Annotated in this window: 9 protein-coding genes; 8 read left to right on the plus strand and 1 reads right to left on the minus strand. The window is 68.0% G+C overall.

Annotated features, from left to right (window positions below):
• The first annotated feature begins 11 nt into the window (after positions 1–11).
• From mraY to BM249_RS14140, 4 genes are all read left to right on the plus strand, one after another.
• The gene (mraY, locus tag BM249_RS14125) at positions 12–1,097 is read left to right on the plus strand and encodes a phospho-N-acetylmuramoyl-pentapeptide-transferase (protein WP_091972831.1); all 1,086 of its coding nucleotides are present in this window, start codon (positions 12–14) and stop codon (positions 1,095–1,097) included.
• Complete coding sequence (murD, locus tag BM249_RS14130; protein WP_091972834.1) at positions 1,097–2,455, plus strand: UDP-N-acetylmuramoyl-L-alanine--D-glutamate ligase; 1,359 nt, start codon at positions 1,097–1,099, stop codon at positions 2,453–2,455. Before mraY ends, murD begins: the two co-directional genes overlap by 1 nt.
• Positions 2,456–2,550: 95 nt before the next feature.
• The gene (locus BM249_RS14135) at positions 2,551–3,834 is read left to right on the plus strand and encodes an O-antigen ligase family protein (RefSeq protein ID WP_091972837.1); all 1,284 of its coding nucleotides are present in this window, start codon (positions 2,551–2,553) and stop codon (positions 3,832–3,834) included.
• Positions 3,835–4,130: 296 nt separating this feature from the next.
• Entirely contained in the window at positions 4,131–6,278 is a 2,148-nt protein-coding gene (locus BM249_RS14140) for a sodium-translocating pyrophosphatase (RefSeq protein ID WP_091972840.1), read from the plus strand.
• 42 nt (positions 6,279–6,320) lie between these two features.
• Here BM249_RS14140 and BM249_RS14145 read toward each other — a convergent pair whose 3' ends face one another.
• On the minus strand, positions 6,321–8,726 hold the full coding sequence (locus tag BM249_RS14145) for a hybrid sensor histidine kinase/response regulator (RefSeq protein WP_091972842.1): 2,406 nt from the start codon (positions 8,724–8,726) through the stop codon (positions 6,321–6,323).
• Between the two features lie 343 nt (positions 8,727–9,069).
• Between BM249_RS14145 and BM249_RS14150 the strand changes: the two genes are divergently transcribed.
• The 4 genes from BM249_RS14150 (at position 9,070) to BM249_RS14165 (ending at position 14,888) form a co-directional block, all read left to right on the plus strand.
• Entirely contained in the window at positions 9,070–11,313 is a 2,244-nt protein-coding gene (locus tag BM249_RS14150) for an ATP-binding protein (protein WP_091972846.1), read from the plus strand.
• A 1-nt stretch (position 11,314) separates the two neighbouring features.
• The gene (locus tag BM249_RS14155; RefSeq protein ID WP_091972849.1) at positions 11,315–11,776 is read left to right on the plus strand and encodes a response regulator; all 462 of its coding nucleotides are present in this window, start codon (positions 11,315–11,317) and stop codon (positions 11,774–11,776) included.
• Positions 11,773–13,497, plus strand: coding sequence for a hybrid sensor histidine kinase/response regulator (locus tag BM249_RS14160; RefSeq protein WP_244528754.1), 1,725 nt, complete (start codon positions 11,773–11,775; stop codon positions 13,495–13,497). Before BM249_RS14155 ends, BM249_RS14160 begins: the two co-directional genes overlap by 4 nt.
• 299 nt (positions 13,498–13,796) lie before the next feature.
• Entirely contained in the window at positions 13,797–14,888 is a 1,092-nt protein-coding gene (locus tag BM249_RS14165; RefSeq protein ID WP_091972855.1) for an alkene reductase, read from the plus strand.
• Positions 14,889–14,907: the final 19 nt, after the last annotated feature.

The raw sequence follows: 14,907 nt of genomic DNA on the forward strand, positions 1-14,907 counted from the left end.
CCGGGTGCTGGATGCTGTATCTCCTGTCGGAACTGAGCGGTACGCTCTCGGCCCTCAACGTCTTCCGCTACATCACCTTCCGCACCGGCGGCGCGCTGTTCACGGCGGGTCTGTTCGTGTTCTGGTTCGGGCCGCTCATCATCTCGCTCCTGCGCCTGCGCCAGGGCAAGGGCCAGCCCATCCGCGAGGACGGGCCGCAATCCCACCTGCTGACCAAGCGCGGCACCCCGACCATGGGCGGCCTGATGATCCTGGCCGGCGCCATCGTGGCGATCCTGCTCTGGGCCAACCCGCGCAACCACTACGTCTGGGTGGTCCTGGCCGTGACCCTCGGCTTCGGCGCCATCGGCTTCTACGACGACTATCTCAAGGTGACGAAGCAGTCGCACAAGGGCTTCTCGGGCCGGTTCCGCCTGCTCCTCGAAGCCGGCATCGCGATTTCCGCCTGCACCGTGATGGCGGTCTATTCACCGCCCGCCCTGCAGAATCACCTCGCCTTCCCGATCTTCAAGGATGCGCTCCTGAACCTCGGCTGGTTCTACGTGCTGTTCGCCGCCTTCGTCATCGTTGGCGCCGGCAATGCCGTGAACATGACCGACGGCCTCGACGGCCTCGCCATCGTGCCGGTGATGATCGCCTGCGGCACGTTCGGGGTCATCGCCTACCTCGTGGGCAACGTCTTCACCGCCGGCTACCTCCAGGTGAACTACGTCCGCGACACCGGCGAACTCGCGGTTATCTGCGGCGCGGTGATCGGCGCGGGCCTCGGCTTCCTGTGGTTCAACGCGCCGCCGGCGCAGATCTTCATGGGCGACACCGGCTCCCTGGCGCTCGGCGGCTTGCTCGGCACCATCGCGGTGGCGACGAAGCACGAGATCGTCCTCGCCGTCGTGGGCGGCCTGTTCGTCCTCGAGATGATGTCGGTGATCATCCAGGTGGCGTCGTTCAAGCTCACGGGCAAGCGGGTGTTCCGCATGGCGCCGATCCATCACCATTTCGAACAGAAGGGCTGGAAGGAGCCGCAGGTCGTGATCCGGTTCTGGATCATCGCCGTGATCCTGGCGCTCGCCGGCCTCGCCACCCTGAAGCTGCGCTGATGACCCCCGCCACCACCTTCGCCGGCCGCACCGTCGCCCTGTTCGGCCTGGGCGGCTCCGGCCTCGCCACCGCCCTCAGCCTCCAGGCCGGGGGCGCGCGGGTTCTCGCCTGCGACGACAACCCCGACAGCATGGCGCGCGCCGCCGCCCAGGGTATCGCCACGGCGGATCTTCGCGACGCCGATTGGTCGCATTTCGCCGCGCTGATCCTCGCGCCGGGCGTGCCCCTCACCCATCCGGCGCCGCATTGGACCGTGGAACGGGCCCATGCCGCCGGCCTTCCGATCATCGGCGACGTCGAACTGTTCTGCCGTGAGCGGGCCTTGATCGCACCGCAATCGCCCTTCGTCGCCATCACGGGCACCAACGGCAAGTCCACCACCACGGCCCTCATCGCGCATCTCCTCGCGCAGGCGGGGCGCGACGTGCAGATGGGCGGCAACATCGGCACCGCGATCCTGTCCCTGGCGCCTCCCGCACCGGACCGGGTCCACGTCATCGAGCTGTCGTCGTTCCAGATCGACCTGACGCCGTCATTGAACCCCAGCGTCGGTGTGCTCCTCAACATCACCCCGGACCACCTCGACCGGCACGGCACCCTGGACCTCTATGCCGGCATCAAGGCCCGCCTCGTCATGGCGTCGGACCTCGCCGTCGTCGGGATCGACGATACGCCGAGCCGGGCCATCGCGGATGCGATCACGGGGTCCGTCGTGCGCATCCATGTCGGGGATGCGGCGCCGGAAGGCGGTCTCGTGGCGCGCGACGGCGCCGTGTTCGCGGCGGACGGCACGCGCCTCGCGGATCTTTCGGGCATCGGCACCCTGCGGGGCGCCCACAACTGGCAGAACGCCGCCGTGGCCATCGCGGTGGTCCGCGCGCTGGGACTCGGGCCGGAGGCCATCGCGGCGGGGCTGAAGAGCTTCCCCGGCCTGCCCCACCGCATGGAAGAGGTCGGCCGGCGCGGCCGCGTGCTGTTCGTCAACGATTCGAAGGCGACGAACGCCGATTCGACGGACAAGGCCCTGACCGCCTTCCACGACATCCACTGGATCCTCGGCGGCAAGGCCAAGGCAGGCGGCATCGAACCGCTGGCTCCGTTGTTCGACCGGGTCGCCCACGCCTACCTCATCGGGGCGGCGACGGACGACTTCGCCGCCACCCTGGAGGGCCGGGTGCCCTATACCCGCTGCGGCACCCTCGACGCGGCGACCCGGGCGGCGGCCGAGGCGGCGGCCCTGTCCCCGGCGCCGGAACCCGTGGTCCTGCTCTCGCCGGCCTGCGCGTCCTACGACCAGTTCAAGAGCTTCGAGGATCGCGGCGACCAGTTCCGTGCCCTGGTGAAGTCCCTGGATTGAGAGGGACTTCACCTTCGCGAAATCTCAATCAATCCGGGGTCTGATGCCCGCTTGAGGAACGGTCCATCCACCGATCCGCCGGAGTGGTCAGACCGATGGCGTCCACGATCGCGCCCCGCCCGTCGCGTTGGGAAGCCGGCGCGTGGGCCAACATCCCGATCCTGTCGGCGATCCGGGGCTTCGCGACCCTGCTTCTCGTGGCGTTCGTGTTCTTCGCCTGCTTCGCCTTCTCCGACACGTCGCCCTACGACGTGGTGGCGATCCCGACGATCCTGCTGTGGCTCTGCCTGGGCCTGCGGCTGCATCGCGGCCTCGTGCCGTTCGTCGGCCTTCTCGTCCTCTATGTCGGGGCCATCGTCGTCGCCCTGCTGCCGTATCTCGATCAGCCGCTCTCCGTCGCCTGGACGGTCCAGCTCGCCTATCTGGCGATCACGGGCGTGTTCTTCGGGATGCTGTTTTCCGACGAGACCCTCGCGCGCATGGAACTCGTCCTGAAGACCTTCGTGGCGAGTTGCCTGCTCTCCAGCGCCTTCGGCATCGTCGGCTATTTCGGCTACATCCCCACGGAAGACCTGTTCTACAAATACGGGCGGGCGTCCGGCACGTTCCAGGACCCCAACGTGTTCGGCTCGTTCCTCACCCTCGGCGCCCTCTACCTCCTGCACGGACTCTTGGTGGGCAGCACCCGCCGGCCCCTCGTGGCCCTCGCCATGCTCCTCGTCATCGTGGCGGGCATCTTCCTGTCGTTCTCGCGCGGCTCGTGGGGCGGCAGCCTCGTCGCCGTCGGCCTCATGGTCGCGTCGATCTTCCGCTCCACCCGCTCCGTCGCCCTGCGGCGGCGCCTCGTTGTGCTGACCACCCTCGCGGTGTTGGGCGCGGGGCTCGCCATCGTCGGCCTCCTGTCCATCGGCGACACGGCCGAGATGTTCTCCAAGCGCGCCTCGCTCTCGCAGGATTACGACGAAGGGGAGACCGGCCGCTTCGGCAACCAGATCCGCGGCCTCGGCATGCTCATCGAGGACCCCCTCGGCATGGGTCCCCTGCGCTGGCGCCTGAACTTCGGCCTCGAACCGCACAATTCCTACATCGGCAGCTTCGCGAATGGCGGCTGGGTCGGCGGCGTGGTGTTCCTCGGCCTCGTGTTGGCGACGGGCGTCGTCGGTTTTCGCCTGATGCGGCAGGACACGCCGTTTCGACGCCATGCCCAGATCGTCTGGCCGGCCCTGTTCATGTTCTTCCTCCAGGCGTTTCAGATCGACATCGAGAAGTGGCGCCACGTCTACATGATGTTCGGGATGGTCTGGGGCCTGGAGGCGGCGCGTCTCGCCTGGCGCATGGGTCGCCCCGGCCTCGATGCGGCGGAATCGAGAGTTTCCTAAGCTCCCGCGCTCAGTGAGGACCCGGGCGCGGCCCGGATACACGCGATCGACGGCCGCCCTACGAAGTGATGCGGTGCGAAAACTTGCGGCATTGTGCGTCGCACAACTATTCGCGGTGCGGTATGCGATTGTTTATTTGCGCGTGACGGAGAAGTTTGGCACTCAAGGAGGGCAATTCCGGGGAGGAATGCGATCACACCGCCGGGCGTCGTGTCCCATGACGCGCTCGAAGTCAGGACAACCCCGCCCAGCACGACGGTGACGGATCACATCGAGATCACTCAAGGACGGTACGAATGACCGCATTGCTGTTGATCGTTCTGGGCGGGCTCTGCGCCGTCGCCTATGGCATCGTCACCATCAACGACGTCCTGCGCCGCGACGCCGGTACGCCGCGCATGCAGGAGATCGCGGGCGCCATCGCCGAGGGCGCGCAGGCGTATCTGCGCCGCCAATACGCCACCATCGCGGTCGTCGGCGCGGTCCTGTTCGTGGCGCTCGCCTTCTTCCTCGGCCTCAAGGTCGCCATCGGCTTCCTCATCGGCGCGGTCCTCTCGGGGGCGGCCGGGTTCATCGGCATGAACGTGTCGGTGCGGGCCAACGTCCGCACGGCGCAGGCCGCCTCGACCTCCCTCGGCGCCGGCCTCGACGTGGCGTTCAAGTCGGGCGCCGTCACTGGCCTGTTCGTCGCCGGCCTCGCGCTGCTGGGCGTCGCTCTCTACTACGCCTATCTCACCCGCATCGCCGGCCTCGCGCCGGCCAGTCGCGAGGTCATCGACGCCCTGGTGGCCCTCGGCTTCGGGGCCTCCCTGATCTCGATCTTCGCGCGGCTGGGCGGCGGCATCTTCACCAAGGGCGCCGATGTCGGCGGCGATCTCGTCGGCAAGGTCGAGGCCGGAATTCCCGAGGACGATCCGCGCAACCCCGCCACCATCGCGGACAATGTCGGCGACAATGTCGGTGATTGCGCCGGCATGGCCGCCGACCTGTTCGAGACCTACGCGGTCACCGTGGTCGCCACCATGGTGCTGGCGGCGATCTTCTTCTCCGGCCAGACCGACGTCGCGGGTCGCAACGTCCTCGAGGCGATGCTGCTCTATCCCCTCGCCATCGGCTCGGCCTGCATCCTCACCTCCATCGCGGGTACGTACGCAGTGCGCCTCGGACCCAAGCAATCGATCATGGGTGCCCTCTACAAGGGGCTCATCGCCGCCGGTCTCCTCTCCATCGTGGCCATCGCCCTCGTCAACCTCGCCCTATTCGGCGGCTTCTCGACGGTCTTCACCACCAATGCGGGCGTGAGCTTCACCTCCGGGGGGCTCCTGGGCTGCGCCGTCATCGGCCTCGTCATCACCGCCCTCATCGTGGTGATCACCGAATACTACACCGGCACCAACTTCCGCCCGGTCAAGTCCATCGCCGACGCCTCGGTGACGGGGCACGGCACCAACGTGATTCAGGGGCTGGCCGTCTCCCTCGAATCGACGGCGCTGCCGGCCCTCGTCATCGTGGCGGGCATCATCGGCACCTATTCCCTGGCGGGCCTGTTCGGCATCGCCATCGCGGTCACGGCCATGCTGGCCTTGGCGGGTTTCATCGTGGCCCTCGACGCCTTCGGCCCCGTCACCGACAATGCCGGCGGCATCGCCGAGATGGCGGGCCTGCCGCCGGACGTCCGCAAGTCCACCGACGCGCTGGATGCGGTGGGCAACACCACCAAGGCGGTGACCAAGGGCTACGCCATCGGCTCGGCGGGCCTCGGCGCCCTGGTGCTGTTCGCGGCCTACACCTCGGATCTCAACTACTTCATCGCGAATGCCAGCCCGACGCAGTACCGCTTCTTCCAGGGCGTGACCGTCGACTTCTCCCTGTCGAACCCCTTCGTGGTGGTCGGCCTGCTGCTCGGCGGGCTCATCCCGTTCCTGTTCGGCGGCATGGCGATGACGGCGGTGGGGCGTGCCGCCGGCGCCGTGGTGGAAGAGGTCCGTCGCCAGTTTCGCGAAAAACCCGGCATCATGGCGGGCAGCGACCGGCCCGATTACGGCCGGGCCGTCGACATGCTCACCCGCGCGGCGATCAAGGAGATGATCCTGCCCTCGCTCCTGCCGGTGCTGTCGCCCGTGGTGCTGTTCTTCGTGATCCAGGCCATCGCGGGCAAGAGCCAGGCCTTCGCCACGGTGGGTGCCTCGCTGCTGGGCGTCATTCTTACCGGCCTCTACGTGGCGATCTCGATGACGTCGGGCGGCGGGGCCTGGGACAACGCCAAGAAGTACATCGAGGACGGGCACCACGGCGGCAAGGGCTCCGACGCCCACAAGGCGGCGGTGACCGGCGACACCGTCGGCGATCCTTACAAGGACACCGCCGGCCCCGCCGTGAACCCGGCGATCAAGATCACCAACATCATCGCGTTGCTCCTTCTCGCCGTGCTGGCGCATCTTTGAGGGGGGCGACCCTGGCCCTCGGGGTGGGACAGCCCCGAGGGATCAACCGCGGCGCGCCCGTGCGTTGTGGACGGCCCGGCTGAGCACCCGCGACAGGTCGGCGACGGAGTAGGGCTTGCGCAGGAGGTCGAACCCGTGCGTGCCCTCGGCGGCGAGGACGTCGCTGTAGCCGGAAGCCAGCACCACCGGAATGTCCGGTCGGCGTCGGCGGATCTCGCCCGCGAGCTCGACCCCGTTCATGCCCGGCATCACCACGTCGGAGAACACCACCTCGAAGCGGTAGGGAATGCGCTCGATCTCGGCCAGGGCCTTCGTGGCGTCCGTGGCCCAGACCGTGGAGTAGCCGAGTTCGCGCAACGCCTGCTCGGCGAAGGCGCCGACGTCGAGATTGTCCTCCACCACGAGGACGCAGGTGCCGTGCCCCTCCGCGAGGGGCTCGGGTTCGGACACAGGGGAGGCGGCCTCGACGGCGGCGACGCGCGGAAGGTAGAGCGTGAAGGTGGTGCCCTTGCCGACTTCGCTTGCGACGAGAATTTCGCCACCGGATTGCTTGGCGAACCCGAACACCTGGCTCAGGCCGAGTCCGGTGCCCTGACCGACCACCTTCGTGGTGAAGAACGGCTCGAAGATCCGGTCCATCGTCCCCGGCGCGATCCCCGAGCCGGTGTCGGAGATCGACACCGCGATGAAGTCTCCGGCCTGGGCCGGGTGGGCCCGGACGGCGGGGATCCGGGAGGCGCGGCGCAGGCCGATGCGCAGGTCGCCTTCACCGTCCATGGCGTCGCGGGCGTTCACCACGAGATTCACCAGGGCCGTGTCGAACTGGCTCGGATCGGCGTTGATGTGCAGGTCCTTTGTCTTCGCGTCGGGCAGGTCGACGTGAACGTGGATGCGGGCGCCCGCGAGGGTGCGGACCATGTCGGCCAGGGACGCCACGGCGCGGTCCGCCGCGAAGGTTTCGGGGCGGAGCGATTGCCGGCGGGCGAAGGCGAGGAGCTGGCCGGTGAGCTTCGCGGCCCGGTCCACGGTGTCCGAGATGGCGCCGACGTAGCGTTGCCGCCGTTCCTCGGCGAGGTCCGGCCGTTTCAGGAGGTCGGAGGAGGATTTGATGACCGTCAGCAGGTTGTTGAAGTCGTGGGCGACGCCCCCGGTCAACTGGCCGACGGCCTCGAGCTTCTGGGATTGGCGCAGTTGCTCTTCGAGGGCCCGGCGTTCCGTGACGTCGCGGCCGGCGGCGTAGAAATGGTCATGTCGCGGGATGGCGTTCCACGAGATCCAGCGATACCCGCCGTCCTTCACCCGGACGCGCACGTCGATGTCCGTGAGGGGCATCCCGCCGCTCACGCGCAGGAAGGCGGCGTCGGCCTCCGGGAGGTCGTCGGGATGCAGGAGGGCATCGAACCGGCGGCCCACCACCTCGGAGGTCTTCCAGCCCAGCATTTCGGTCCAGGCCGTGTTCGCCTTGCGGAAGATCCCGTCGAAGCCGCAGACGACGAAGAGGTCGCGACTGGCCTGCCACACCATGTCGCGCTCGTCGGCGCGCTCCTGGGCGGTGGCTTCGAGGTGGTTCTCGAGGCGGCGGCGGTCGGTGATGTCGTTGAACAGGATGGCGACGCGATGCTGCTCGGGTTCGCCCACCCGCAGGGCATGCACGTCGAACCAGCGCCCCATGGCGACGGCGTTGCTCTCGAAGCGCACGGGTCGGCCCGTGCGCGCGACTTCCCCGTAGGTGTCGAACCAGAAGCGTTCGAGACCGGGCACGAGTTCGCTCACCCAGCGTCCGGCGGCGCCCCGCAGGCCCGTCTGCAGGGCGAAGGCGGGGTTCACCTCGACGAAGCGGTAATCGACGGCCTGGCCGGACGCGTCGAAGCGCATCTCGACGATGCAGAAGCCGCTGTCCACGGCGTCGAACAGGGCGCGGTATCGAGCCTCGCTCTCCGCCAGCACGCCCTCCGTGGTCCGGAAGCGGGTGACGTCGAGCTGGCTCGCGAAGAAATAGCGCAGCTCTCCGCTCGGGTCGAAGACCGGGCTGACGTAGAGTTCGTTGCGGAACGGCGTACCGTTGCGGTGATAGTTCAGGATTTCGACGACGACGTCGCGTCGGGCCGTGATGGCGTCCCGAACCTTGGCGATATCGGTGGGGTCGGTGCCGGGCCCCTGTAGGAAGCGGCAGTTGCGGCCGAGAAGTTCGGCGGCCTCGTAGCCGCAGAGGTTCTGGAAGGCTCGGTTGGCGAAGACGATGGGGTTGTCGGTCTGGTGCGGGTCGGTGATGATCTGCGGCATGCGGGTCTTCTCCGCCGCCGTGAACAGCAGGTCGGCGGAGGCCGCCGACGTTCGCTGTCCCTCGTTCGGCCGGCGCAGGCCATCGCCGCGCTCGGCTTCGAGGCGCATCACGCGGTCTTCGAGTTCGCGCTCACGGCGCCGCAGCCTCTCGATCTCCGCGTCCATCGCCCCCCCTCGGTCGCCTGCATGGATAGCTTTGCCGGAGGCGTGCGACAACGCCGGAGGTGCGAGCCGACGACGCTGTGAGGCGCGGGGGCCGCGCCGTCGTTGCGTTGGAGCGGGGACACCGGACGCACCGGGATACACGTCCGGACGGCATCGCGGTCCCGGAGGTTGGGCATACCCCGAAGGACGCCTTACAAATCACCGGTATTTGATCCGAATGTCCAGAAGAGGCCGGTCTTTGTCGGGCGTCCCCGCATAGGCAGTCCCGCCGCGCCCTGTTAGAGAACGCACGATGGTCAGGCCGCGCGAAGCCGCACCGATTCGAGGGAGCGAGCTTATCCTGATGTCCCGCACCGAGACCCCGTCGATCGACCTGACGGCCTGCGACCGCGAACCCATCCACATCGTCGGCAGCGTGCAACCCCACGGGTTCCTGCTCACCCTCGATGCCGCGAGCCTGGTGATCGCGCAAGCCAGTGAGAACGCGCCGGTCCCCGCACCTCCCGGGACGCCCCTCGATGACGTTCTTCCCGAACTCGTGGCCGTCGTGCGGCGCTATCTCGACGATCCCCCGAACGAAGCCGGAGCCCATTACCTGCGGACGGTTGCCCTCGCGGGCACAGGGCGCCGATACGAGGTCGCGGCCCACCGTGTCGACGGTCTCGTCGTGCTCGAACTGGAAGAAATCGCCGATGCCGGCGTGGAGGATGGGCTCGATGCCCTGACGCCGCGGCTGCGCGCATTCGTGCAGCGCCTGCGCCTCGCGCGCTCCACCGAGGAACTCTGCGCGATCGTCGCCGAGGACATCCGGCACATCACCGAGTTCGACCGGGCCCTGGTCTACAGGTTCGACCGCGACTGGCACGGCACCGTGCTCGCCGAGAGCGGCAACGGCGTGCTGCCGTCCTACCTCGACCTGCGCTTTCCCGCATCCGACATCCCGGTTCAGGCCCGCGAGCTCTACCGCCGCAATCGCCTGCGCATCATTCCGGATGCGAGCTATCGCGCGGTTCCGATCCGGCCGGTGCTGACGCCGACGGGCCAGCCCCTCGACCTCAGCCAATCGGTCCTGCGCTCGGTCTCGCCGGTGCATGTCGAGTACATGCGCAACATGGGCACGATGGCGTCCATGTCGGTCTCGATCCTCGTCGACGACAAGCTCTGGGGCCTGATCTCCTGCCACAACCGGGATCCGCGCCGGGTCTCCCTCCAGGCCCGGAACGCCTGCGACTTCCTCACCCAGATCTTCGCCCTGCAGCTCTCGGCCCGCGAGCGCGGCGCCCAGGCCGAGCAGCGGCTGGCCCTCGGAGCGGTCCAGGCGCGGCTCCTCGGTTTCATGGCCGAGGAGGACAGTTTCGTCGACGGGCTGATCAAGCACCCCGACGACGTGATGGCCCTCGTGAACGCGCCGGGCGCGGCCATCGTCACGGGAGATCGCTGCCGCCTCATCGGCGACACTCCGGCCGAGGCGGATGTCCGGGCCCTCTACGACTGGCTTTCGAACCAGACCGACGAGGCCGAGGTCTTCGTGACCGAGTCGATGTCCGAACGCCTGCCCGCCGCCCGGTCCTTCGCCGACCGGGCGAGCGGCCTCCTCGCCATCTCGGTCTCGAAGAAATACGCGAGCTACATCCTCTGGTTCAGGCCGGAGGTGGTGCGGACGGTCAAATGGGGCGGCAATCCCGTCAAGCCGGCCACCGTCGATCCGGCGGGCGGTCCCGACCGCCTGCACCCGCGCAAATCCTTCGAGATCTGGAAGGAGACGGTACAGGGACGTTCGCTGCCCTGGAGCGTGCCCGAGGTTGAGGCGGCCAAGGACCTGCGCACCTCGGTCCTCGGCATCGTGCTGCGCCGGGCGGAGGAACTCGCCTCGTTGAGCGAGGAGCTCCAGCGCTCGAACAAGGAACTCGAAGCGTTCTCGTACTCGGTCAGTCACGACCTGCGGGCGCCGTTCCGGCACATCGTCGGCTACTCGAATCTGCTCAAGAACCGCGAAGCCGCGAACCTTTCCGAAAAGGGCCGACACTACGTCGAGACCATCATCGAGGCGGCGTTCTCGGCCGGCACCCTCGTCGACAACCTCCTCAGCTTCTCGCAGATGGGGCGCAACGCCCTGAACCGGGTGCCGGGCGACATGAACGCCCTGATCGAGGAAGTGCGCCGCAAGGTCATGCGGGACGTGCCTCCCGAGCGGGTGGTGCGTTGGGAGATCGGCTCCCTCGGGCGGGCCTACGCGGACCCGTTCATGCTCCGGCTCGTCGTCGAGAACCTGCTGTCCAATGCCCTGAAATACACCCGTGGTCGCCCGGAGGCGGTCATCGAGATCGGGCGCCTGCCGCCCAAGGATGGCGAGGCCGTGTTCTTCGTGCGCGACAACGGGGTCGGGTTCGACATGGCCTATGTCGACAAACTCTTCGGCGTGTTCCAGCGCCTGCATCGCGTCGAGGAGTTCGAAGGCACGGGTATCGGCCTCGCCAACGTTCGCCGCATCGTCGAGCGTCACGGAGGGCGGACCTGGGCCGAGGGCGAGCTCGGCGCCGGGGCGACCTTTCACTTCACGTTGCCCCTGAGGGGTGAGGCACACTGAGATGGCCGGGCTGAAACCCATCCTCCTTGTGGAGGACAATCCCAACGACATCGAGCTCACGCTCGCGGCCCTCGAGGCCGGTCAACTCGCCAACGAGATCGTGATCTGCCGGGACGGGGCGGAAGCCCTGGATTTCGTCTACCGGCGCGGTCCCTACGAAGGGCGAACCGTCCAGGACCCCGCCGTGATCCTGCTTGATCTCAAGCTCCCCAAGGTCGATGGCCTCGAGGTCCTGGCCAAGGTGAAGGGCGATCCTCAGACCCGGACGATCCCGGTGGTGATGCTCACTTCCTCACGGGAGGAGACCGATGTGGTTCGGTCGTACGATCTCGGTGTGAACGCTTTCGTGGTGAAGCCCGTTGGGTTCAACGAGTTCTTCAAGGCCATCCAGGAACTCGGGGTGTTCTGGGCCGTCTTGAACGAGCCGCCGCCGCACCGGGGAGGGTGGCCATCCAACGCTTGATCGACAGCGAAACCGTGATCCGCATTCTGCATCTGGAAGACAGCGACCTCGACGCCGAACTGGTGGAGGCCGCCCTGGACGCCATCGGCCGTCCCTACGCCGTCGAACGGGTCATGGACGGTCCCGCCTTCGCCGCCGCCGCCCAGCCGGGGCGACACGACCTGATCCTCGCGGACTTCGTCCTTCCAACCTTCGACGGGCTCGGTGCCCTCATGGTGGCGCAGGCGCAGTGTCCGGATACGCCGTTCGTGTTCGTCTCGGGTACCCTGGGCGAGGAAACCGCCGTCGAGGCCCTGAAGAACGGGGCCGTCGACTACATCACCAAGCAGCGCCTGGAGCGCCTGCCCCGCACCGTCCTGCGCGCCCTGGCGGAGGCGCAGGCGAAGCACGACAAGCGCCTCGCCGAGGCCGCGCTCCAATCCCTGAACGACACCCTGGAAATCCGCATCGTCGAGCGGACCCGCGAACTCGCGGCCTCGAATGCCGCTCTCCAGACGCAGATCGTGGAGCGCGAGCGGGTGGAGGAGGCCCTGCGCCTCGCGCAACGGCTCGAAGCCGTCGGCCAGCTCACGAGCGGGGTGGCGCACGATTTTAACAATCTCCTGACGGTGATCTCGGGCAATATCGAGTTCCTGGCCCGCGAGGTGACGGGGGAACGGTCTCAGCGCCGCCTCGCCCTGATGAAGGGTGCCGCCGACCGGGGCGCCAATCTCACCGCCCAGCTTCTCGCTTTTTCGCGCCGCCAGCGCCTGGCACCCACGCCGGTCAGCCTGAACCAGACCGTCGCCTCCATGCGCGACCTGCTCCAGAGCTCCATGGGAGGGGCCGTCCGCATCGAGACGACCTTGCACGCCGATCTCTGGCCGGCCCTCGTCGACGCGACGCAGATCGAACTCGTGATCCTGAACCTCGCCATCAATGCCCGCGACGCCATGGCGGTGGGCGGCTCCCTCACCATCGAGACGGCGAACGTCACGGTGAAGGCACAACCGACGCGGCCCGAGGAGCCGGTGCCGGGCGAGTACGTCATGGTGGCGATCAGCGATACCGGAACCGGTATGACGCCCGATGTGGTCAAGCGGGTGTTCGAGCCGTTCTTCACCACCAAGGAGGTGGGCAAGGGCTCGGGCCTCGGCCTCGCCCAGGCGTACGGCTTCGTGAAACAGTCGGGCGGCGGCATCCGCATCGACACCATCGTCGGTGAGGGCACGTCGATCCGGGTCTACCTTCCGCGCGTCACCGGGCGAATGGAGGAGTTCGCTCCGGGGCCGATGCCGGGCGTCGCCGTCGAGGCGCCGGCGCCCGGCCGCGAGGCGGTGCTGCTGGTGGTGGACGACGATACCGCCGTGCGGGAAATCACGGTCACCCGCCTCTCGGAAGCGGGCCATGTGGTTCGGGAAGCCGGCTCGGGCCTGGCGGCCCTGTCATCCCTGGAGGCGGACCCGCGGGTCGACCTCGTCGTCCTGGATTTCGCCATGCCGGGGATGAACGGCGCCGAGGTCGCGTCGGAAATCCGCAAGCGTTGGCCGGGCATGCCGGTCCTGTTCGTGACGGGATACGCCGACACCACCGCGCTCATGAAAGTCGGCGCCGTGGGCACCGACAACATCGTCCAGAAACCGTTCCGGGACGGCGAACTGGAACGCAAGGTCGCCTCCGCGCTCGTCAACCGAACGCCATCGGGCCTGCGCCTTGTCTCGGGATCGGCGGGGCGCTCCTAGTGCTCTGACGCAATTACTTCGTTCATGCGCCAGAGCACGAGGCTTTTGCTTTCGCATCAATTTTCCCAGACACGGCTGAAGCCTCCGTCTGGATCGCTGCACGAGACGCTCCGATCACTGGGTTCCGGCAGGGGGCCGAGCTCGCGCGTCGGCGGGTGCGCAGACGCACCCTGGCGGCGGGACTATTTCGGCGTCCCCCTGACATTGGCTCGCGTGCAATCCAATTAACGGCTCTCGAAGCCCGGTCCCGCAAGAGGGCCGACCTTCATTCTGTCAAAGACACCACGCGAGAGCCGAGCATGCCGAGCCTGTCCGATCCGATCCGCATCGGCGCGATCGAAGCCAAGAACCGCGTCTTCATGGCTCCCCTGACCCGGGGTCGTGCCACCCGCGCCCACGTCCCCACCCCCATCATGGTCGAGTATTACACCCAGCGCGCCGGCGCCGGCCTCATCATCTCCGAGGCCACCGGCATCAGCCGGGAAGGGCTCGGCTGGCCCTACGCTCCCGGTATCTGGACCGACGAGCAGGTCGCGGCCTGGAAGCCCGTGGTGGAGGCCGTCCACGCGGCCGGCGGCCGCATCGTCTGCCAGCTCTGGCACATGGGCCGCATCGTCCATCCCGATTTTCTCGACGGAGCGAAACCCGTCTCGGCCTCCGCCACGACGGCCCCGGATGCCGCGCACACCTATTCGGGCAAGAAGCCCTACGCCGAGGCTCGTCCGCTCGCCCTCGACGAGATTCCGCGTCTCCTCGCCGATTATGACCGCGCCGCCCGCAACGCCATCGCGGCGGGCTTCGATGGTGTGCAGATCCACGCGGCCAACGGCTATCTCATCGATCAATTCCTCCGCGACGGCTCGAATTTCCGCGATGACCGTTATGGCGGCTCCATCGAGAACCGCATCCGCCTGCTGACGGAGGTGACCCAGACGGTGGTCGACGCCATCGGGGCCGATCGCACCGGGGTGCGGCTCTCGCCCAACGGCGCCATCCAGGGCGTCGACGATTCCGATCCCGACGCCCTGTTCGGAGCCGCCGCCGCCGCCCTGTCGAAGATCGGCATCGCCTTCCTCGAGATGCGCGAGCCCGGGCCGGAGGGCACCTTCGGGACCGCCAACCATGCGCCCGTCGCCCCCACCGTCCGCCAGGCCTTCTCCGGCCCCCTGGTGCTCAATTCCGACTATGACGGCCCGAAGGGACAGGCGGTCCTCGACGCCGGGCAGGCCGATGCCATCGCGTATGGCCGTCCCTTCATCGCCAACCCGGATCTTCCCGCCCGCATCGCCGAGGGCGTTCCCCTGGCCAAGGACGATCAGAAGACCTGGTACAGTCAGGGACCGGAGGGCTACATCGACTATCCGGCCCGTTCGGACGCCAAGGCCGCTTGAATTCATGGTGACTTGAACG

Origin of the sequence: Methylobacterium gossipiicola (genome assembly GCF_900113485.1) — a bacterium.
Taxonomy (GTDB): domain Bacteria; phylum Pseudomonadota; class Alphaproteobacteria; order Rhizobiales; family Beijerinckiaceae; genus Methylobacterium; species Methylobacterium gossipiicola.